Genomic DNA, 19929 nt, shown 5'->3' with positions numbered 1-19929 from the left:
GTCACCTCACCAGTTCGAGCGTCGTCTGTCCGATGCGCACGGTGGTGCCGGGCTGGAGGGTGCGGGGCTCGGTGATCCTCTCGTCGTCGACGAAGGTCCCGTTGCGGGACCCGAGGTCCTCGATCACCCACTGGCCTCCCTGCGGGGAGAGCCTGGCGTGGCGGGCGGAGGCGTACTCGTCGTCAAGGACCAGCGTGGAGGCGGGAGAACGTCCGATGACGATCGGGGCGGTTCCCAGGGGCATCATCGTGCCGACCAGCGGGCCACCGGTGATGAGCAGGTTGTGGGGCGTGGTGTCGGCGGGTCCGGCTCCCTCGCTGCGACGTTCACGGCGCGACTTGCGGCGCTCCTTGTCGGCCCGTCGCCGGCCCTTCCCCCGCGGGGTGACGACCGTGCCGAAGATGTCGCGGCGCAGGATCGCCACGGCCCCGAAGACCATGGCCCACAGGAGTGCCAGGTATCCGATGCGGAAGACGGTGAAGGCGAGGTCGGAGGTCATCACCGGTCCTGTTCGTGATCGGATGCGGGACGTGTCCAGAACAGGATGCGAGTGCGCCCGATGACGATCTGGTTGCCGTCGACGAGCGTGGCTGCGTCAATGCGATGGCCCTCGACGAAGGTGCCGTTGGTGGAGCCCAGATCAGTCGCGATGACCCCGGTGGGGGTCACGCGCAGCTCCAGGTGTCGCCTGGACACACCGGAGTCGGGGACGGTGATGTCGGCCTCGGAGCCGCGTCCGATGACCGTGACCGGCTCGGTGAGCAGCCACTTCTCACCGTCGACCTCGACGATGGGGTGCTGGGGCGAGGCGGAGACGGCGGTGGCGGGCGCCGCAGCACCGCGACGCGTGGAGGCCTGGACGTCGAGCTGGCCGGAGGCCTCGTCCTCGGAGGCCTCGAACTCGACGGTGACGGGGCCCAGCAGCGCGTAGCTCTGGTCCTCGGCGTACTGCGTGGCTTCCTGCTGGAGCTCGTCGGCGAGGACCGTGAGCTCCTCGCCGAGGCCGGTCAGATCGGCCGGGGAGATCCTCACGACGAAGTGGTTGGGGGCCACGAACCTGTCGGCGGAGAGCTCGCGCACGTTGTCGTCCATCGCGCGCCGGATCGCCGTGTTGATGTCCACAGGCTTGAGTCCCGACTTGAAGACCCTCGAGAACGCGTTGTTGACGCCCTTCTCGACAGCATTCTCGAAGCGGTCGAAGATGCCCATCCTGCCTCCTTCCCCGAGGTGCCCGGGGTCCACCCGGGAAGCCCGGGACGTGGTGCGGGCCGAGCCCGCACGTGTCAGTCTAGTCGGGGGGTCCGTCCCTGCCGTGCAGGTCCGGCACTGCGACGTGTTCCGGACCGGAACGGTGCGCCCGGGCCGGAATGAGGAGAAGCTCCGAGACCCTGGGGCCTCGGAGCTCCTCACTCCACTGGTGCGCGAGGGGGGAGTTGAACCCCCACTCCATTTCTGGAACACGGACCTGAACCGTGCGCGTCTGCCTGTTCCGCCACTCGCGCGCGCTCAGAAACAATACGAGGCGGGTGCATCCCACGTCAAACCGGGGAGCTGTGGCGTGGGACGGGAGCGTCCGGAGGTCGGGACCGTGTGGGATCCCGGAACCCCATGGGCCTGCGCCCGGACTGCCGTGTGCGCCGTTCGGCCGGGAGTCCAGCCGTGGCGTGGAGTGCACCGCGAGGTGCCCCGGGAGGGCGCGTGTCGTCGGTCGGGTGGGTCCGGCTGTGGCGCGGAGTGCGTCGCGGGGCGCTTCGGGAGGGCGCGTGTTGTCGAACGGTGGACTTCTCACCGAGAGGTGGCCATATACCCCCACCGTTCGGTGAGAAGTCCACCACTCGGCGCGGGTGCGGCTGCGGGTGCCGGTGCAGGTACGGGTGCAGATGCGGGTGTGGGTCTGGTTCTGGGTGCGGCTGCAGGTACTGGTGCGCGTACGGGTGCCGGTGCCGGCGGTGCACGTGCGGGTACGGCCGCCCTCGTCTGCCGGGAGGCGGAACGGGGACCTGTGGCCGCCCTCGTCGGCCGGTCGCAGGGGAGCGGGCCCCTCAGGAGGGACCGAGGACCTGGAACGGATCGGGGATCGCCCCCACCGCCACGGCCACCACCAGTCCGGCGGCCGCCCCCGTGAGGACCAGCGCGATCCCGTCGCGCCAACCGAGGCGGACGCGCTCCCGTGGCACCGGGGGCACCCCGCCGCGCAGGGTCATGGCCCGACCCGTGTCCGAGGCCCGCCGGGAGGATGCCGAGAGGGAGGCCGTGATGATGTCGACCATCAGGCGCAACCCTTCCTTGAACCCGTCGGGTGGCTTGCCGCCCGAGCGCAGGCGCGCGGTGTCCGTGACGGCGGCGGCCTCGTCACGCAGGGAGGGGATCCCACGCAGTGCCAGTCCCATCGAGGCGGACCACTCGTCGACGGGGAGGCGCAGCCAGCGCATCGGCGTCATCAGGCTGCGGAAGGCGGGGGTGAGCCGGTCGGGGGCAGTGGACCAGATCAGGAGCATGGACCCCCACACGACGAGGGCGGCGACCACCAGTGAGCGGACGAAGATCCACAGTCCGCCCCCCAGCGTGGCCCCGATCATGGCGCCCCCGATCCCGCTCCAGAACCACAGGGGCAGACGGGGCAGTGCCTGCAGGGGGACACGGGCCGCCACGGAGCCCGCGAGGAGGAGGACTGAGACCGCGGCCAGGGTGGACCACATCGGGCGCAGCAGCAGGGCGCTGGTGAGGACCGTCAGGCAGATGATCTTGGTCCCCGGCCACATGCGTGTCATCGCGGACTCCCACGGCAGGGTGCGCGGCAGGACCCCGCCTGAGGGGCGTCGGGGACGTCCCCGGCCAGTGGCCAGGGCACGGATCCGTGCGCGGGTGTCGGCCGTGCCCGTCCGGTGTTGGTCCACGCCCGGACCTTCCCCACCCGGACCCTTCATATCCGGAGCACTCATGCCAGGATCCCTCATGTCAGGACCCCCGCCTCGAGGTGCATCTCACGCTGGCACAGGGCGCCGAGGCCCTCCACGTCATGGGAGATCACGAGTACCCCCAGGCCGCGTCGGCGCCGGGACTCCAGGGTCGCCACCACCTGGGCGCGGGAGTCTGGGTCGAGCCCCGCCAAGGGCTCGTCGAGTATGAGGACCTTCGGCTGCGAGGCGAGGAGCCCGGCGAGCGCGACGCGCCGCATCTGGCCACCGGAGAGCTGATCGATGCCGCGCCCGGCGATCCCGGCACCGAGACCGACCTCGTCGAGTGCCTCCTCGACGAGACGGTCACCGTCTGCCGCGGGCAGGTCATGGGGAGCCCGGGCCGCCGCGAGGATGTCGGAGCGCACGGAGGGGCGCTGCAGTTGCAGGCGCGCGTACTGCATGGACAGCGCCACCTCCCCCACCTTGGTCGTCATGGGCTCACCGTCCAGGGTGCAGCGTCCCCAGGTGGGCGCCATGAGACCGGTGAGGATGCGCGACAGTGTCGTCTTTCCGGAACCGTTGTCCCCGGTCACGAGCACTCCCTCGCCCTGGGAGAGGATCAGTGACACCTCGTTGATGACGGGCGTGGCCCACGGGGTGCCGACGTCGTAGACGTGCGAGACGCGATCCGCCCAGAGGCGCTCGACGCGCTCCCAGGGCTCCGGGATCCACTGCGGCGAGGGGGTCGCGGGGGCGGACGAGGGCGAGCCCGGAGTGCGACCGGAGTCCGTCGGTGCCAGCGGACTCCCGGGGGCGGACGAGGGCGACGCGGTGGTCGGTCCCGTCCCGGGTGTCGTCGGGTCCGGGTCGGACTGCCCTGTCGTGCTGGCCGGGTCGGGGTCGACGGCGGCAGTGTCCGGGCCGGGCCGGTCGCCCGCACGCTGCGGCGGGACCCATCCCGCCGGATCCGCGCACGGGGGGCCGTCGAAGGTGATGTGTCCGGAGTCCAGGCGCACCAGCCGGTCCGCGCCACACGCTTCGGTCGGGTCGTGGGTGATGTGGACGACCGTGGTGCCCCGTCCCGGCAGGGCGGCGAGGAGGCTGATCAGTTCCCGACGCCCGGCTGCGTCGATCATGGCGGTGGACTCGTCGGAGATGATCAGGCGGGGGTGGCGTGCGAGCACCCCTGCCAGGGCGAGGCGCTGGAGTTGGCCTCCGGAGAGGTTGCGTGTGGGCGTGTCCCCCAGGCCCGACAACCCGACCTGGTCCAGGAGACCCTCCACGTCCACGTCGTCCTGCTCCTGCACGGGCATTCCCCACACGACGTCCTCGGCGACGGTCTCCCCGAGCATCTGGAGTTCGGAGCGCTGGGCGAGCAGGGCCACCCCGCCGGGAAGGCCGAGTCCGAGAGGACCCGGACGGGTCACCGTACCGGAGGTCGGTTCGGCCCCCGACAGGACCAGGGCCAGGGTCGACTTGCCCGAGCCGTTCGGACCGGCGACGACGACGAACTCGCCCTCGTCGATGTCCAGGTCGATGCCGGCCAGCGCATCCTCGCCCGAGCCGGGGTAACGGAAGCGGACGTCGCGCAGACGGGTGGGGAGCGGATCGGGAGCGGTGGGGCCAGCGGTCGCCTCAGTGGCGACGGACCGGGCGAGGGCGGGGCGCAGCGGGTCCCAGTCATCGCCCAATTGCAGGCGGGAGAGGACGACTCCGATGATCCAGTGGGCCAGGAGCACGGTGACGGCGACACCGACGAGGGCGGAGAGGGGGATCCACAGCCACCACCAGCCCAGGACGACCTCCAGCAGCCGGATGGCTCCGTCACTTGCGGGCGCCAGCACCTCCCAGCGGCCCAGTAGCTGCAGGTAGCCCGTCGCGGAGACGCGGATGGACTCCAGCATGAGGTCGCGCAGATCGGCCAGGACCCACAGGAACAGGTCCGTGAACGCGCCGATCACCGCGCCGAGGAGCACTCCCACTGCCAGCACCCCGGCGCGGCGCGTCCCGCGGCGGTACAGGATGCCCACGACGGCACCGAAGATCGCGGACTGGCCGACGACCAACGCGGTGTGGAGTCCCCCGAGCGCCAGGGAGACCAGCAGTGTGGTGGCGACGGTCGCGACCGAGGCGCGCGTGCGCAGACGCACGGCCACCATCGCCACAGGCACTGCGGCGAGGACCTGGAAGAGCATGTTGAAGAAGGGCATGACGGCCGCGAGGAGGCCGAGGACGACAGCCAGGCCCGAGAGGATCCCACAGGTCGCGAGTTCCACCGGGGTCAGGGGACCCCGACGTGGGGCGACGCTGGTGCTGGTGCTGGTGCTGGTGCTGGTGCTGGTGCTGGTGCTGGTGCTCGTGCTGTTCTGCATGGCGTCGGTGGTGCCTGTCACCTCCTCGGCCCGGGTCGGTCGCGGTTTCCTCATGGTCACAAGTCTGCCGTGGATTCCTGGACGGGGCACTTGCGCAGCGCGTGGTGACACCCCGGGACGTGTCCGGCAACGCGTCCGGCAACCTGTCCGTGCAGCTGCCCGTGGACTCGTCGGCCCGCCTGCCCGGTTACCCGCCCGGCCGTCGGGCCGTCGGGTCGTCGAACGGCCCCGGACCACCCCAGCGCCACCGGGCCCCGGAGTCCTCAGCCCCGGTCGTGGTGGGGCCGGGGTGACAGGAGTGCGCTCTGACCACGAAGCCCGGGGGTCCATTTCCGCACACCCGCCCCCACCATCTCCGCGCACCCACACCCAGGAGACGATCCGGGCGGGGCTCCCCCCGGGACCCGGGACCCGGGACCCGGGCCCCGGCGCCGACCCAGGTGCACCCGGGGACCCATACAGTGGTGACCGGACTCGAAGGCGCGGCGTTCTCCGACCGTCATGCACTCAGGATTCCGTTGTCGTCCCGCATGCGCAGGACCCGGAGGGACCCAGGGGGCGTGCATCCCCCGGGAGACCGGACCGGTGGGAGCACTCGGACACCGGAGGAGAAATGGAAGGGGAGACGGATGTCGGCAGTGACGAAGGCGCTCGCGCTGCGCCGCCTGCGCGAGGACTCCCCCGTCATCTCGCTCATGCGCCAGGACACCATGGCGGTCATCGCTGCGGAGCTCTCGGAACACCTGGGTGGGGTCGAGCGTTCCGTCCCCTCCGCGGAGCTGTACGACCTGGTCGATGCCGATCTCGATGAGCTGCGGCGGCACGGCTTCGACCTGCCGCGCTCCGCCCAGGCCTACTGCGCCGACTGGCTGCGCGCCGGCTTCCTCTCTCGACACCCCGCAGCCAGCGGTCGCGGCGAGGTCTTCGAGATGTCCGCTGCCGGGCACGAGGCGATCCGCATCCTGGAGCGACTCTCCGAACCCCGGCCGGCTGCCACCGAATCACGCCTGTCCATGATCAGCAACGAGTTGGTGCGGCTGGCCACGGACACGGACGAGTCCATCACCTCACGCGTCTCGACCCTGGAGGCCGAGCGCGACCGCCTCGACGCCGCCATCGAGGAGACCCGACGCGGACACTTCGCCCCGGCGGACCCCGAGGTCGCCGCCGCCCGGCTGCTCGACCTCGCCCAGCAGGCCCGGGACGTGCCAGCGGATTTCGCCCGTGTGAGGGACTCGATGGACTCGCTCAACCGGCAGCTGCGCCACGACATCATCGAGGACGACGCGCCCCAGGGAGCGGTGCTCGACGACGTCTTCCTGGGCGTGGACCGCATCCACGACAGCCCGGAGGGCCGTTCCTTCGATGCCTTCCACGCGATGGTCATGGACCCCGAGGCGGACGCGCGGTTCACGGAGGCCGTCGAGGACATCGCGTCGCGCGACTTCGCCGCAACGGTGGACCCCCAGACCTTGGCCTTCCTCCGTGACTACATGGTCAATCTCCAGCACGAGTCCCTCGACGTCGCCCATTCCATGGGGTCCTTCTCGCGTTCCCTGCGCGAGTTCGTCCAGTCCCGTCAGTTCGAGGCCTTCCGGGAGCTCGCCGACCGACTGCGTTCGGCGCAGCGCACCGGCATTGAGGCCGCGCGGGTCCTGCGACTCCTCGACCGCATGCAGTGGCAGTTGGAGTTGACCAGTCCGGAACTGCGCTCCGTGGGACGCCTGGCACTCCACGTGCCCTCCGAGGTCCAGGCCCCCGAAGAGGTCATCAGCCACACCGTCGACAGCGTCGACTGGGAGGACCTGCGCCGCAGGGTGCGCGAGTCCGAGATCGACATCGCCGAGGTCCAGGGCTGGGTGGCGGAGACCGTCGGTGCCCGCGGTGCGAGCACGGTCGGTGAGGTCCTGGCACGTCATCCGGCCACCCAGGGGCTGGCCTCCGTGGTCGGCCTGTGCATCACGGGTGCGCGTCACGGCGTGGTCCGCGACCAACCGGAGTCCGTGTCCTGGCAGACCGACTCCCTTCGCGTCGCCGCTGTCCTGTCCACCACATTCACCTTCGAGGAGGTTCCCGATGAGTGGACCTGAGTCGTTCCCCGCCGAGCCGACTGACGAGGGCGGCGCCGCCCTCGTCGACGGGGACGCCCCGGCGGGCGGAGCGCGGCACGCGGGGAGCCGCCGTTCCCCGGTACCGGAGGAGGGAGGGGGTGCGTGGGAGGGTGGGCGACCCGGCGGGGAGACGGGGCTGTGGCCCGGCGACACGGGGGAACTGCCCGGTGAGGTCCGTCGGGTGCTCGTCCAGCTGGTGCGTGGCCCCTACGTCTCCCAGCAGCGCACTCCCAATCTCTGGGCGACACTGGTCGCGCACGAGGCGGTGGTGCGCTCCCGCCTGGCCGACCTGTTCCTGGAACTGGCCATCGACACGGACAATGAGATCGCCTTCGCGCGCAACGCCCGGGCAGAGGACGAGCCCGTGCCAGCCATGATGCGGCGCACCACCCTGTCCTTCGTGGACACCGCCCTGTTGCTGCACCTGCGCCACCTCCTCCTGCGGGCCTCCGCCCAGGGGGAGCGGGCCTTCGTCAGCATGGAGGAGATCGTGGACCACATCGCCCAGTACCGTGCTCCCGGCGACACGGACCGCGCGCTGGTGGCCAAGCGTGCGCGGGCCTCCGTCAAGCGGATGAAGGAGTACGCGATCCTCGACAAGACCGACACCACGGACCGGTTCGAGATCATGGCGATCCTGGGCCTCATCATCACCCCCGAAGTCGTGAGTGGCCTCGAGGGCGAGTACCGCGCTGCCCTCGAACACGGGGGAGTGACCACAGGTCTGGAGGGCCCGGACGGCGCGCCCGACGTGGATGACGGTGCCGATGCGGATGACGGTGGCGACGGGGTCTCCGGCGGGGGCGGGGACACCCGGGACCGCGAGGAGGTCTGAGCAGCGTGCAGGAGCACCCGGGGTTGCAGGGAGGGCACAGGAGCATGGGGACGAGCGAGGCGACACTGTTCGACATCGACGCAGGGTCGGGTGCCGGCACGGAGGCCGTCGGCAGTGCTGACGCGGGAGGACGGGCCGGAGGTGGCGCGGAGGCCGTGGAGGGTGCAGGAGCCCGGGGACGTGGCCGCGGAGGAGGCCGTGGAGCTCCCGGCGGGGGAACCGCGGTCCGTGGGGTCGGGGCCGGTGGGATCGATGCCGCCGGGCAGTGGCGGCTCGCACGCCTCCAGGTCCTGGACTGGGGCACCTTCTCCGGACACCACGACCTTCCCGTCCCGCGTCGGGGGTTGCTGCTCACGGGGGAGTCCGGATCCGGGAAGTCCTCCCTGCTGGACGCCATCTCCGCCGTGATGGTCCCTCCCGCCGAAGCCCACTTCAACGCCGCCGCCACCGATGCCGTCGGAGGTGACCGCGACCGGACCCCCATGTCCTACGTCCGCGGCGCGCACCGTCGCCTCACCGACGCCGAGACCCAGGAGATCCACACCGCCTACCTGCGCGAGGGACCGACCTGCTCGGCCATCGCCATGACCTGGGAGGACGGACGGGGAGAGGTCGCCAGTGCCGTGCGCGTCTTCCACGTGAGGGGACGCTCGCTGCAGGCCCAGGACCTGCGCACGGCCTTCGTCCTCCTGGACGACGAGGTCGACCTGGCCGAGTGGCGACCCGTGATCGCGGGTGGCATCGACCAGCGACGTCTCAGGGCCGCCTTCCCGGGGGCAGTGGTCGAGCAGACCTACAGGGGATTCGGACCCCGCCTGAGGCGCCGTCTCGGCATCGGGTCCACCACGGCCCTCAAGCTGCTCCACCGGGCCATGTCCGCCAAGAGCCTGCGCTCCCTGGATGCCCTGCTGCGAGATTTCATGCTCGACGAGCCCAGCACCTTCGGACTGGCCGACACGGCCGTCGAGCAGTTCGTCGAGTTGCGCACCGCGCACGAGACGGTCCTGGACGCGCGCGACCAGGTCGACGTCCTCGCTCCCCTGCGCCAGACGTGGCAGGCACGCACGCGTGCCCTGGAGCGCAGGGACGCGGCGGAGAAGGGCCTGGCACATCTCCCGATCCTCCAGGCCGTGGTCACCGAGCGTGACGCCAGTCGGGAACTCGACGAGGTCCTGGCCCAGCAGCGGAGGATCTCCGCCCTGCAGGAGGACCAGGAGGCAGGTGCCCGGGCCAATGACCAGGAGCTCGAGGCAGCGCGCAGCAGCCTTTTCGAGCAGGGCGGAGGCGAGATCGAGCGGGCCCATTCCGATGTGCGCACCCAGCAGGAGCACCTGGCGGAAGTCGAGGAGGCGCGGGGTGCGTTCCAGGCACTCCTGGACCGGCTCGACGCCCAGTCGCCCGGCTCACGTGAGGAGCATGCCCGGGTCGTGGACCTGGCACGCAGGGAGCGCGCGGAGCTGGGCGACGTCAGGGACTCGGGCAGGTTCGACGATCCGATGGGTCGGCGCATGGCTGCCCGCACTGAAGGCACGCGACTGGAGGAGGAGATCCGCTCGCTGTCCCGGCGGCGCACCCGGATCCCTGCCCGGTTGGCGGGCGTGCGTGACGCGCTCGCCTCCGAGATCGGGGTCCCCCCGGGAGGTCTCCCCTTCGCCGGGGAGCTGGCCGACATCTCCGACCGTTCCTGGGCGGGAGCCCTGGAGCGACTGATGGGTGGCTTCGCCCGTACCCTGGTCGTCCCCGAGGAGCTGTTCGCACCGGTGGCCTCCTGGGTGGACCGGCACCACCTCGGTCTCCGGCTCGCCTTCGAGCGTGCGGACCTCACCGGGGGCGAGGTCGCCCGGACCGACGTGGGCTCGGCCGCCCGCAAGCTCACGGTGGCACAGGGGAGATTCGAGCACTGGATGCTCCGCCAGCTCGCCCGCCGCTTCCCGCACGTCTGTGTCGAGGACGCCTCCGACCTGGGCGACCACGAGCGTGCACTCACCCGTCACGGCTTGGTCCGCGACCGTCGCCGTCACGTCAAGGACGACAGCTTCCGCATCGAGGACGAGTCACGCTGGGTGATCGGCACCGACAACGCGCTGCTGGTCGACCAGCTGCGCGCCGAACTGGAGCGGGTGCGTGAGCGGGGCGCCACCGCCCAGCGGGAGATCGACGCCATCGATGCCCAGACGGTGGCGCGCCAGGACCGCATCCTCACTCTGGACCAGGTCGCACGCACGCCGTGGGACGGGATCGATGTCGAGGGTGCCGCCCGTGGACTCGACCGGGCGCGTGAGCACCTCGACCTCGTCATGCGCTCCCACGCCGACCTGGAACCGCTGCGCCTGGAGGTCGCCCGTCTGGAGGAGGTGCGCGCCGCCCTCGTCCGCGACGGTCAGGACCTCGCAACACAGCAGGGGGCACTGCAGAACCGTCGTGCCGCCTGCGAGGCAGCGATCGCGGAGGCGCGGGTCACCCTGGACGCGGTCGAGCGCGACCCCGACCTGGAGGCCGACCTGCAGGCGCGTGTGCGGGCGCACGCCCGTACCGTCAACCGGGAGAGGATCGCGACCCTGGTGGAGGTCGTGCGTCAAGAGCTCCAGACGGAGGTCCGCAGCTCACAGGGGCAGGTGACGGCGGCGGAGAACGTCATCCAGCGCGCCCAGGTGGCCTACACGCAGCGGTGGCCCGGCCACTCCGCCGACCTGGTCGTCGAGGTCACGGGGACACCGGACTTCCTGGCCGTCCTGGACCGCCTCCAGACCGATCGCCTGCCCGAGTTCGAGGAGCGTTTCCGCAGGTTGCTCAGTGAACAGTCACAGCAGAACCTGGCGGCCCTCAACTGGCAGATCGGGAGGGCGTCGGAGGAGGTGGTCAAGAGGATCGCGCCCGTGAACGAGTCACTGGCCCAGACCCCCTTCGACCGCGAGCGGGGGCGATTCCTGCGTCTGGAGGCCAGAAGCGTCCACTCCGGTGAGGTCCGTGACTTCGTGGATGCCCTGCGCTCCGTCACGGAGGGGGCTTTCAACTCCTCCACGGAGACCGAGGCCCACGCCGAGGAGCGTTTCGCCCGTATGGACGACCTGCTGCAGAGGCTCGGTTCGACGTTGCCCACCGACCGCCAGTGGCGTGCCCGCGTCCTGGACACGCGCCTGCACATGACCTTCATCGCCGTCGAACGTGACGCCGAGGGAAACCAGACCGATGTCTACCAGGGCAGTGGCGGGAGGTCGGGCGGGCAGGGCCAGAAGCTGGTGACCTTCTGCCTGGCGGCGGCGTTGCGCTACCAGCTGGCCGACGCCGGATCCCTGGTGCCCCGCTACGGGACGGTGGCCCTGGACGAGGCCTTCGACAAGACCGACGTCAACTTCACGAGGGCGGGACTGGGGGTCTTCCGGACCTTCCAGTTCCAGCTGCTGCTGGCCACACCGCTGAAGATGCTCCAGACGATCGAGCACTACGTCGGGGGAGCCGCCATGGTGTCGAACGTGTCCGGCGCCGCCTCCACCCTCAGCTCCATCCGTTTCGAGGAGCTTGAGGAGGCCGGTGCGGGCGGCTCGGACGGGGAGACGGGTCAGCCCACGGGACATGGCGTCGCCGGGCACCCCCGGGGGGTCGTCGGGGGACCGGACCCGGGTCGCGAGGGTGGCGCGGACGGGACGGTGGCCGTGGAGTCAGACCCGTCCCCCACGGGCGATGGAGCCGATGGGGGTGCCGATGCGCACTCCTGAGGATGTCCGCACGGCCCTCCGCACCCGCTACCGACGCTCCGTGGTGTCGTGGCTGGCCCTGCCTCCGCCACAGTCCGGGACGGGTGTCGGCGTGCGGGTCTCACTGCCGCTGGACCCTCCCACCGCACGTGTGGCGCGCGATGACGCCACGGCAGTTGCTGCGTGGATCGGGTCGTGGACGAGGGCGACCGCTGGCTCGTTGCCCTGGTCAGTGACCTGGGAGGAGCGACGATGGGCCGGGTTCGGGATCCAGGCGCTACCGGTGCGTGTCGGGGTCGAGGGTCCTGCGGCCGTCGCCCGTCTGGCCGGTCAGGACACCGACTGGCGCCTGCTCTCTGCCCGGATCGAGGAACTGGTCCGGCGGTGGGTGCCGGATGCGGAGGAGTCCGACGGAGCGGGTGCGGGTCGCGGGGGACCGGTGTCCCCCCGGACCGGGGCCGGGGCCGGGGCCGGGACCGGCACCGGGAGCGAAGCCGGTGTCGGGACAGGGGGTGGAGACGGGATCGGACCCGCGCCGCGGCAGGTCCTGGCCCATGCGGTCGGCTCGTGCCTCGCAGACCTCCGGGCGTGCGAGGACGCCGACTTCGATCGCTCGCTGCGGGTGGTCGACTGGGTCGTCACCCACCCGGGTTCGGGTCTGCTGCTGCGCCAGGTACCGGTGGAGGGGATGGACACGAAGTGGTTGGAGCGTCACCGTCGGCTCGTGTCCGTGCTGGTGGCAGCCCTGCGGCGGCTCCGGGACCTGGAGGGTGGGGACGACCTGGGTCTGAGGCGTGAGGCGGAGGCCCGGGACGTCGTGGTGCTCGACCCGCAGCTCCGTCCCGGTCGAGGTCCCGGACCGGGGTTGCCCGGCCTGCGCCACGTGCGCCTCGACGTCACCGAGCTGGCCCACCTGTGGGCCGTGCCCGCAGCGCCGGTCGCGGCGGGACCCGGCCCGGGACCATCAGCCCCGGGGCCGCACGCGCAGGACGCCCCGCGTCCCGAGGTGCTCCTGGTCTGCGAGAACAGACAGTCGATCGTTGCTCTGCCAGACCTTCCCGGAGTGGTGGCACTGCACGGGGGTGGGTACGCGGTCTCGGAGCTGCACCACCTCGCCTGGGCGCGGGACCTGCCCGTCCTCTACTGGGGTGATCTTGACGTGGACGGGTTCGCGATCCTCAACAGGCTGCGCCACCACCACCCGAGGGTGGTCTCGGTGCTGATGGATGTCGCCACCCTGGACGAACACCTCGGACTCGCAGTTCCGGACCCGAACACCGGAGGGATCGAGCTGGGCGCGCTCACCGAGGGGGAGTGGCTGGCGCTGGCCCGACTGCGCGAGCTCGGTGGTCTGCGTCTGGAGCAGGAACGGCTCGCCTGGCCCTGGGTCGCCCGGCGACTGGGCGACGCCCTCGCCGATCTTCGGAACCCGACCACGGAGGACTGAACGGGGCCCCGGAGTCCTTGCTGCACGCCGCGTGCGTTGCCCTGCACCTCAGACCAGGACGGCGGTCCCGTTGGCCACGGCTGCCAGCATCCCGTTGTCGCTGCCCAGGGTGAAGTAGTCCACGCGCACGCCGACGACCGCATTGGCGCCCATGGCCTCGGCCCGCTGGCACATCTCATTGACGGCGGTGGAGTAGGCCTGCTGGAGCTCCTGCTCGTAGGCGGTGGAACGCCCACCGACGAGGTTGCGGAACCCGGCCCCGATGTCCTTGAACATGTTGACTCCGGCGATGGTCTCCCCGGAGACCAGTCCGATGTACTGGCGGATCGGTTGTCCCTCGATGGTGGGGGTGGTGACGGCGAACATGGTGCTTCCTCTTCCTGGGTTGGGGGATGGGGTCGGAGGGAGGGGACGGACGCTGGGGTCGCAAGTCCTCTTCCCGGGCTGGGGACGGCGGTGGACGCGGAGGTCGGTGTGCAGTGCGAACGGGAGGTGTGGCAGGTGGTCGTGTGGGTCCCGGGCCGACCCGGTGCCACGCGCGGTGCTGCGGTCCTCCCGACAGTGGGTGAGCAGCACCGACGTCACGGTGCGGGGGGTGCCGGTGCCTTCTCGCCCGCGCGCACGGGCACCGGTACGTCGTTGCCCTCGATGGGGGTGGGACAGGTCCCGTAGGGCGTGAAGTGTGCGGGGAAGTTGACGGAGCGGTTGAAGTCGACCTCTGCGGTGGCGTCCCCCGTCGGCCTCACGGGAGCCCTGCGCCAGCCGGAGGTCTCGGTTCCGTTGGTCGGGTCGTGGAAGATGACACCCCACTCGTCCTCGCCGGAACCCACGACGTCCAGGTCGACCGATGAACCATCGGGCAGTGAGACGTGCACACGGCCCGCGACGCTCAGCGATGTGGACCTCCCGGCCTGGGCGCCCGGGACCGTCCGGTCCACAGGAGTGTCCAGGCGGGTGAGTGCCGCAGGACGTACCCAGCTCGGGTCGAAGTCCCACACGGGGACGCCGGTGAAACCGGTCCGTGTCGGGGCGTGGGGATCGCGCACCCGCACGCACACACCGTCACCGCGGCGTGCGACCTCGGCAGTCACGTCGCCCCGCGCGAGGGACATGTCCTGCTCACCGGGTCCGAGCACCCACTCCTGGGGGCCTTCCACGGCGACGCCGTCGCGGGTGAAGCCGATGTCCTGACCGGGTTCGAACCTCACGCGGAACACGCCGGAGGGTCCACCCTCGCTCCCGGACACGCTCCCGGTTCCCGCACCTGCGGAGGACGCAGCGCTCGCGGCGGTCCCGGTGGCGCCCTCGCTCCCGGACCTGCTCCCGGCTCCGTCCACACCCTGGTCCTCACCGGCCTCCAGGGGCAGGGCGGTCCAGGAGGCCGGGAAGTCGGGCACGCCCGTGGGTTCGGGACCCAGCCAGGTCAGGGACGTCAGGGAGAGCCAGCCGGTGGGCCTGCGCAGCTCCTCCTCACGTCCCTCGTGCCACTTCGCCCATTCCTCCCGCGGATCCGGTGGACCGGTCGGGTCGTCGGAAGGTCCGTCCTGGGAGTGTGTGCTCATCTCGATCCCCATCATCGTGGCAGTGGCAGTGGCAGTGGCAGTGGCAGTGGCAGTGGCAGTGGCAGTGGCAGTGGCAGTGGCAGTGGCAGTGGCAGTGTTCGTGGTCGCGCTCGTGGTCAAGGCCCTGGCCGTGGTCGTGCATGTGCGTGTGCTCAGGGTCATGGGTGGCCCGCAGTCGGTCGCGCGGTGCCGGGGAGGTCCGGGCTGGACCCCGTGACACTGCAGGGCGGGACGGGGCAGCTCAGTCGGACCCCGGGTGCCACTTGTCGTCGTCGCCCTTGTGGTACTTGGCCTTCACCGCGGCCCAGGCGACACGGTGCGCCGTCTCCTCCCGGTCCTCGGAACCCCTGCGCTTCGAGGGATCCGCGTACTGCTCCCAGGCGCTGTCGTAGGCCTCCTTGTAGATGTCCTGTGCGTGCTTGGGCAGGACCCTGCGGACCGCGTCGGGCAGGTCCTCGATGCGTGGGTACGGCATCGCTCCTCCTCGGTGGGGACGGACGTGGTCGTGCCAGTGTCCACCCTCACACTGTGATGCGCGCGGCGGAGGCGTTGGCGCGCCCGCGCGGGCCGTGCGGCGGCAGCCGGAGGAGTCCGGAGTCCAGGAGCTCGGGAACCCGGGAGCCGAGGAGCTCAGGAGTCCAGTGGTCCAGGGCCCGAGGAGCTCAGGAGTCCAGTGGTCCAGGGCCCGAGGAGCTCAGAAGGCCAGTGGTCCAGGGCCCGAGGAGCTCAGGATCTCAGGAGCTCAGAAGTCCCAGTCCTCGTCCTCGGTCTCCACGACCTCGCCCATGACGTAGGAGGAACCCGACCCGGAGAAGAAGTCGTGGTTCTCGTCCGCGTTCGGGGACAGGGCGGCGAGGATCGCGGGGTTCACGTTCGTGGCGTCGTGGGGGAAGAGCGCCTCGTAGCCCAGGTTCATCAGGGCCTTGTTCGCGTTGTAGCGCAGGAACTTCTTGACGTCCTCGGTCAGGCCGAGGGGGTCGTAGAGGTCCTCCGTGTACTGCTCCTCGTTCTCGTGGAGTTCGAAGAGCAGCTCGAAGGTGTAGTCCTTGAGCTCCTGGCGCCGCTGCTCCGAGGCCTCGGCGAGGGCGACCTGGTACTTGTACCCGATGTAGTACCCGTGGACGGCCTCGTCGCGGATGATCAGGCGGATCAGGTCGGCGGTGTTCGTCAGCTTGGCGTGCGCGCTCCAGTACATCGGCGCGTAGAAGCCTGAGTAGAAGAGGAAGGACTCCAGCATCGTCGAGGCGACCTTGCGCTTCTCGGGGTCGTCGCCCTCGTAGTAGGAGTCGACGATGCGCGCCTTGCGCTGGAGCGCCTCGTTGGCCTCAGACCACTCGAAGGACTCGTTGATCTCCTCCGTGGACAGCAGGGTGGAGAAGATCGAGGAGTACGACTTCGCGTGCACCGACTCCATGAAGGCGATGTTCGTGTACACCGCCTCCTCGTGGGGGGTGCGCGCATCGGGGATGAGGCTGACCGCGCCGACCGTGCCCTGCAGCGTGTCCAGCAGCGTGAGGCCCGTGAAGACGCGGTTCGTCATCAGCTGCTCGACGGGGTTCAGGGTCTTCCAGGACTGGATGTCGTTGGACAGCGGGATCTTCTCGGGCAGCCAGAAGTTGCCGGTGAGCCGGTCCCAGACCTCCAGGTCCTTCTCGTCCTCGATGCGGTTCCAGTTGATGGCCTCGAAGACCGGGTTGTGGCGCACGGTTGCGTCCTCCTGTCGACATCCTGTGTGTGGTACGGGCATCCCCGACGAGGGCGACGCAGGTTGGTCCGTCGGCTCCTGGGGCACTGCGACCAGAGTAGCCGCGGGGCGGGCGCAGGAGCCGTCCGGGCGGGGTGGGTGTCACCACCCGCGGGTCCACACTCCTCGGAGCGCAGGTCGGGGAGCGGAGGTCAGTGTGTTCGGGGTGGGGGCGTGCGGGGCGGGGGCCTGGGTGGGGGCGTGCGGGGCGGGGAGGACCCCAGGTAGGCCTGCACGGCGGGGAGCAGTGACTGTGGCGTGGCTCCCATGGGGTGGTCCCCCCGCACGGCCGGGGGCATACTGGCCCGCGGACACATTGGATCGCGAACCGAGGAGGTGGTCCCGATGGAGGGTTCCGGTAGTCACCCGTCCCGGGATGACGACCTCGGTCGCGCCTTCCGCTGACGGGTCACCCGTCCGCGCCGTCCTCGTCATCTCCCAGTCCCGTGCGCCCCGCGCACACCTCCGGGCCCGGTCCCCGTGCGGACCGCCCATGGATCCAGGGAGAAACACCATGCGTCTGCACCTGCCCACGCGCGCCGTCGCGCCCACCCGTGCCACCCGTCCCATTCCCGCAGAGGCCCACTAGGTCCTCGCCGCCCGCACCCCGACCGCGCTGGCGCTGTGGCTCGCCGCCACCCCTCCCGACACCGTGGACGCCCAGGTGGTCGGACTGGAGCGCGCCGACCTGTGCGCGCTGGTCGACCTCCTCACCCCCGCCACGGCCCGTACCCTCATGGACTTGCTCTCCTCGCACACCGCCGCACACCTGGTCACCGCGGTGCTGGCCGCCACGGGTGCGGGCCTGCTCGACGTCCTCCCCGATGACGAGGCCTCCCGCATCGCCCGACTCCTCGAGGAGGGGGACGGCACCCGGGTCCTGGAGGCCCTGCCGCGATCCCGCTCGGCCCTGCTCAGGGGGCTCCTGGCCTGGCCGGACGAGTCCGCGGCCGCGTGGATGCGCCCCTCCTTCCTCCACGTGGGCCCCGGATCGACCCTGGCCGACGCCGTCGAGGCGGCGCGCCGCCGTCCCGAGGACCTCGACGAGGGCGTCTTCGTGCTGGCCGGGACCCACGCCACGGCACCGGGCGGGACGCCGTTCACCCCGCACGGCACGGATGAGGGGAGCACGCCGACGGGTGCACAGCACGCTCCGCGGACCACGGGTGGGGCAGGGGCCGTCGTCGCGGGCGTGTCCCACCCCGGGGAACTGCTCGGATGGGTGGCGCCCTCCGACCTGGTGCTCGGCGACCCGGACACCGTGGTCGACGAGGTGATGGTGGAGGCGTCCACGGTGCTGGGCTGGTCCGTGGCCGCCCTCGCCGACCAGGAGACGGTCGTCTCCCGTGCGGGGGGATCCCCCGCCGGGATGGTCCCGGTGGTCGACGGGGACCGGCTGATCGGGGTCATCATTCGGGAGGCCGTGGCCGACATCTCCCACGAGGAGTCGGGCGAGGACACGGCGCTGCAGGGTGGGACCTCACCGCTGGGCATGCCCTACCTGCAGGCCGGACCCCACCGCCTGTGGAGGACCAGGGTGCCGTGGCTGGCCGCCCTGTTCCTGGCGGTGATGTACACGGGGACCGTGCTGCGCCACTTCGAGGGCGAGCTCGAGCAGGTGGTGGCACTGTCCTTCTTCATCCCGCTCCTGATCGGCACCGGCGGCAACGTCGGGACCCAGATCACCACGACCCTGATCCGGGCCATGGGGGCCGAGGGGCTGCGCCTGCGCGACCTGTGGCGCGTGGTGTGGAAGGAGTTCGGCACGGGCATCCTGCTGGGGGCGTCGATGGCGGTGCTCGGGGGAGTGAGGGCATGGACCCTGGGTGTCGGTGGCCCCGTCATCGTCACGGTCATGGTGGCCCTGGCCTGCATCTGCGTGTGGTCCTCGCTGATCGCCGCCGTGCTGCCCATGCTGCTGCGACGCGTGGGGGTGGACCCCGCAGTGGTGTCGTCCCCGATGATCGCCACCATCGTCGACGGGACCGGGCTGATGATCTACTTCATGCTGGCCAAGGCCATCGTGCTGTGAGTGCCGGGGCCGTGGGGATCAGGGACGTGGGGGCCGGGAGTGCGGTCGGGATCGCTCCCGCGACCCGGCCCGCTCCCCCGACGGGTGCTGTCACCGGTGCCCGCGGAGTGCGATCCGGGCGATGCCCTGCTCGTACGCCGCGTGGAAGTGCGGGGTGGGCACGCCGAGGCGGCGGCCCTCCTCCTCGACGCTGCGGCAGATGAACACGAGGTCCGCAGGGTTCGAGTGCAGTGTCATGATCCGACGGGTCAGGGCGTTGCGGGCGAACATCCGCCTCATGACGGGCGCAGCCAGGAGTGCGGGGATCCGGTAGGGCGCGACCTCCCCGCGGAACCGGGCCAGGTCGACGCCTCTGGCCGCGACGATCGCGAGGCACTCCCGGATGGAGACGATGACGCGGCGAAGCCGTGACGTGCTGTCCATGAGCCGCTCGGCGGCGGCGGAGGGGTCGGAGAGGTCGGCGCCGCGTGCGGCCTCACTGATCACCGCGGCATTGATCGCCATGTGGACCCAGATCCACTGCAGCATGTCGGCGGGGGTATCGCAGGTGAGTCCCACGGAGGAGAAGGCACGCCGGGCTGCGGTGAGCGTGCCGGGATCGGCGTACCCGCCCCCGTCGCCGCTGTCCCCGTCCCGACGTCCGGCGTTCCCGCTGCTGTCGCCGTCGCCGCGACCCGTGTTCCGTCCGCGGCTTGTGTCCCCGCGACGTGCGTTCCCACTGAGCTCGTTCCCGCCCTCGAGCACCACGTGGTCGAAGACGACGGCGTCCAGCTCGCGCGCGGGTCGGTCCAGCCGACCACCCGCCACCGGGTAGCCGAGGGCGTGCGGCCGACCGGCCAGGGCCTCCTCGATGTGGGAGCGGTCCGCCCAGGTCCCGGAGAACAGGAGCAGCGGCCCCGCAAGGGAGTTCGTCGAGAGCGTGTCCACGACTGCGGGGAGGTCCAGGCACCCGATGGCGCACACGATCAGGTCGTAGGAGGTGCCGGGCCGGACGTGGGTGACCGTGTACGTGCCGGTCCACGGTGCGCCGGTGCGGCTGTCCTCGCGTCCGTCCAGCAGGTGCACGGCGACCTCCTTGATCCCCGTCGCCGTGGAACCGGGCCTGAGGACGTGTTCGACCTCGTGACCGGCTTCCTGGAAGAGCGTCCCGTAGGTGGCGCTGATGGCGCCGAGTCCCACCATGAGAATGTGCACACCGACCTCCTGGTCCCCGTCGTGCGGGGCGACGGAT

15 protein-coding genes and 1 tRNA gene are annotated in these 19929 nt (G+C 71.2%); 6 read left to right on the top strand and 10 right to left on the bottom strand.

From position 1 onward, the window contains the following. Position 1: 1 nt before the first annotated feature. From BQ9890_RS10515 to BQ9890_RS10490, 5 genes are all read right to left on the bottom strand, one after another. On the bottom strand, positions 2–499 hold the full coding sequence (locus BQ9890_RS10515) for an FHA domain-containing protein FhaB/FipA (RefSeq protein WP_075891388.1): 498 nt from the start codon (positions 497–499) through the stop codon (positions 2–4). After that, positions 499–1209, bottom strand: a complete 711-nt coding sequence (locus BQ9890_RS10510; protein ID WP_075891386.1) for an FhaA domain-containing protein — start codon at positions 1207–1209, stop codon at positions 499–501. Before BQ9890_RS10510 ends, BQ9890_RS10515 begins: the two co-directional genes overlap by 1 nt. A gap of 206 nt (positions 1210–1415) precedes the next feature. Further along, positions 1416–1502: transfer RNA gene (locus BQ9890_RS10505), tRNA-Leu, on the bottom strand. A gap of 540 nt (positions 1503–2042) precedes the next feature. Further along, positions 2043–2897: an energy-coupling factor transporter transmembrane component T family protein gene (locus BQ9890_RS10495; RefSeq protein WP_195907666.1), complete on the bottom strand. Its 855-nt coding sequence runs from the start codon at positions 2895–2897 to the stop codon at positions 2043–2045. 56 nt (positions 2898–2953) lie between these two features. Beyond that, positions 2954–5326 carry an ABC transporter ATP-binding protein gene (locus BQ9890_RS10490; RefSeq protein WP_230297904.1) on the bottom strand — a complete coding sequence of 791 codons (2373 nt, stop codon included), beginning with the start codon at positions 5324–5326 and terminating at the stop codon, positions 2954–2956. A gap of 575 nt (positions 5327–5901) precedes the next feature. Here BQ9890_RS10490 and BQ9890_RS10485 point away from each other — a divergent pair. The 4 genes from BQ9890_RS10485 to BQ9890_RS10470 are packed head-to-tail and all read left to right on the top strand — an operon-like array spanning position 5902 to position 13360. Continuing rightward, positions 5902–7362: a DUF3375 domain-containing protein gene (locus BQ9890_RS10485; RefSeq protein ID WP_075891384.1), complete on the top strand. Its 1461-nt coding sequence runs from the start codon at positions 5902–5904 to the stop codon at positions 7360–7362. Continuing rightward, on the top strand, positions 7349–8218 hold the full coding sequence (locus BQ9890_RS10480) for a DUF4194 domain-containing protein (protein WP_078062381.1): 870 nt from the start codon (positions 7349–7351) through the stop codon (positions 8216–8218). The genes BQ9890_RS10485 and BQ9890_RS10480 overlap by 14 nt, the downstream gene beginning before the upstream one ends. Before the next feature lie 44 nt (positions 8219–8262). Beyond that, positions 8263–11934 carry an ATP-binding protein gene (locus tag BQ9890_RS10475; RefSeq protein ID WP_075891382.1) on the top strand — a complete coding sequence of 1224 codons (3672 nt, stop codon included), beginning with the start codon at positions 8263–8265 and terminating at the stop codon, positions 11932–11934. After that, a complete protein-coding gene (locus BQ9890_RS10470) occupies positions 11921–13360 on the top strand; it encodes a DUF3322 domain-containing protein (RefSeq protein WP_195907665.1) in 1440 nt (479 codons plus the stop codon). The genes BQ9890_RS10475 and BQ9890_RS10470 overlap by 14 nt, the downstream gene beginning before the upstream one ends. A 48-nt stretch (positions 13361–13408) precedes the next feature. On the opposite strand, the gene BQ9890_RS10465 is transcribed toward BQ9890_RS10470, so the two are convergent. Both BQ9890_RS10465 and BQ9890_RS10460 read right to left on the bottom strand, forming a co-directional pair. After that, positions 13409–13726 (bottom strand): YbjQ family protein, encoded by a 318-nt coding sequence (locus BQ9890_RS10465; protein ID WP_075891378.1) that lies wholly within the window; start codon positions 13724–13726, stop codon positions 13409–13411. Positions 13727–13941: 215 nt separating this feature from the next. Beyond that, positions 13942–14922: a DUF1684 domain-containing protein gene (locus BQ9890_RS10460; RefSeq protein WP_075891376.1), complete on the bottom strand. Its 981-nt coding sequence runs from the start codon at positions 14920–14922 to the stop codon at positions 13942–13944. Between the two features lie 22 nt (positions 14923–14944). On the opposite strand from BQ9890_RS10460, the gene BQ9890_RS15420 reads away from it, so the two are divergent. Beyond that, on the top strand, positions 14945–15139 hold the full coding sequence (locus tag BQ9890_RS15420; protein WP_075891374.1) for a hypothetical protein: 195 nt from the start codon (positions 14945–14947) through the stop codon (positions 15137–15139). A 24-nt stretch (positions 15140–15163) separates the two neighbouring features. Here the strand turns inward: BQ9890_RS15420 and chaB are convergent, their stop codons facing one another. Then, positions 15164–15397, bottom strand: a complete 234-nt coding sequence (chaB, locus tag BQ9890_RS10450) for a putative cation transport regulator ChaB (protein ID WP_075891372.1) — start codon at positions 15395–15397, stop codon at positions 15164–15166. A 267-nt stretch (positions 15398–15664) separates the two neighbouring features. After that, a complete protein-coding gene (gene nrdF / locus BQ9890_RS10445) occupies positions 15665–16669 on the bottom strand; it encodes a class 1b ribonucleoside-diphosphate reductase subunit beta (protein ID WP_075891370.1) in 1005 nt (334 codons plus the stop codon). Between the two features lie 661 nt (positions 16670–17330). Between nrdF and BQ9890_RS10435 the strand changes: the two genes are divergently transcribed. Then, positions 17331–18698: a magnesium transporter gene (locus tag BQ9890_RS10435; protein WP_230297903.1), complete on the top strand. Its 1368-nt coding sequence runs from the start codon at positions 17331–17333 to the stop codon at positions 18696–18698. 90 nt (positions 18699–18788) lie between these two features. Here the strand turns inward: BQ9890_RS10435 and BQ9890_RS10430 are convergent, their stop codons facing one another. Beyond that, entirely contained in the window at positions 18789–19892 is a 1104-nt protein-coding gene (locus BQ9890_RS10430) for a ketopantoate reductase family protein (protein ID WP_075891366.1), read from the bottom strand. Positions 19893–19929 lie beyond the last annotated feature (37 nt).

This window comes from Actinomyces provencensis (genome assembly GCF_900155435.1).
Taxonomy (GTDB): Bacteria; Actinomycetota; Actinomycetes; order Actinomycetales; family Actinomycetaceae; genus Pauljensenia; species Pauljensenia provencensis.
This window is presented reverse-complemented; position numbering and strand designations above follow the sequence as displayed.

Excerpts from the sequence above, each read along its gene's own strand:
- BQ9890_RS10515 (WP_075891388.1), bottom strand. The coding sequence starts at position 499 with ATGACCTCCGACCTCGCCTTCACCGTCTTCCGCATCGGATACCTGGCA.
- BQ9890_RS10510 (WP_075891386.1), bottom strand. The coding sequence starts at position 1,209 with ATGGGCATCTTCGACCGCTTCGAGAATGCTGTCGAGAAGGGCGTCAAC.
- BQ9890_RS10490 (WP_230297904.1), bottom strand. The coding sequence starts at position 5,326 with ATGAGGAAACCGCGACCGACCCGGGCCGAGGAGGTGACAGGCACCACC.
- BQ9890_RS10485 (WP_075891384.1), top strand. The coding sequence starts at position 5,902 with ATGTCGGCAGTGACGAAGGCGCTCGCGCTGCGCCGCCTGCGCGAGGAC.
- BQ9890_RS10480 (WP_078062381.1), top strand. The coding sequence starts at position 7,349 with ATGAGTGGACCTGAGTCGTTCCCCGCCGAGCCGACTGACGAGGGCGGC.
- BQ9890_RS10475 (WP_075891382.1), top strand. The coding sequence starts at position 8,263 with ATGGGGACGAGCGAGGCGACACTGTTCGACATCGACGCAGGGTCGGGT.
- BQ9890_RS10470 (WP_195907665.1), top strand. The coding sequence starts at position 11,921 with ATGCGCACTCCTGAGGATGTCCGCACGGCCCTCCGCACCCGCTACCGA.
- BQ9890_RS10465 (WP_075891378.1), bottom strand. The coding sequence starts at position 13,726 with ATGTTCGCCGTCACCACCCCCACCATCGAGGGACAACCGATCCGCCAG.
- BQ9890_RS10460 (WP_075891376.1), bottom strand. The coding sequence starts at position 14,922 with ATGAGCACACACTCCCAGGACGGACCTTCCGACGACCCGACCGGTCCA.
- chaB (WP_075891372.1), bottom strand. The coding sequence starts at position 15,397 with ATGCCGTACCCACGCATCGAGGACCTGCCCGACGCGGTCCGCAGGGTC.
- nrdF (WP_075891370.1), bottom strand. The coding sequence starts at position 16,669 with ATGCCCGTACCACACACAGGATGTCGACAGGAGGACGCAACCGTGCGC.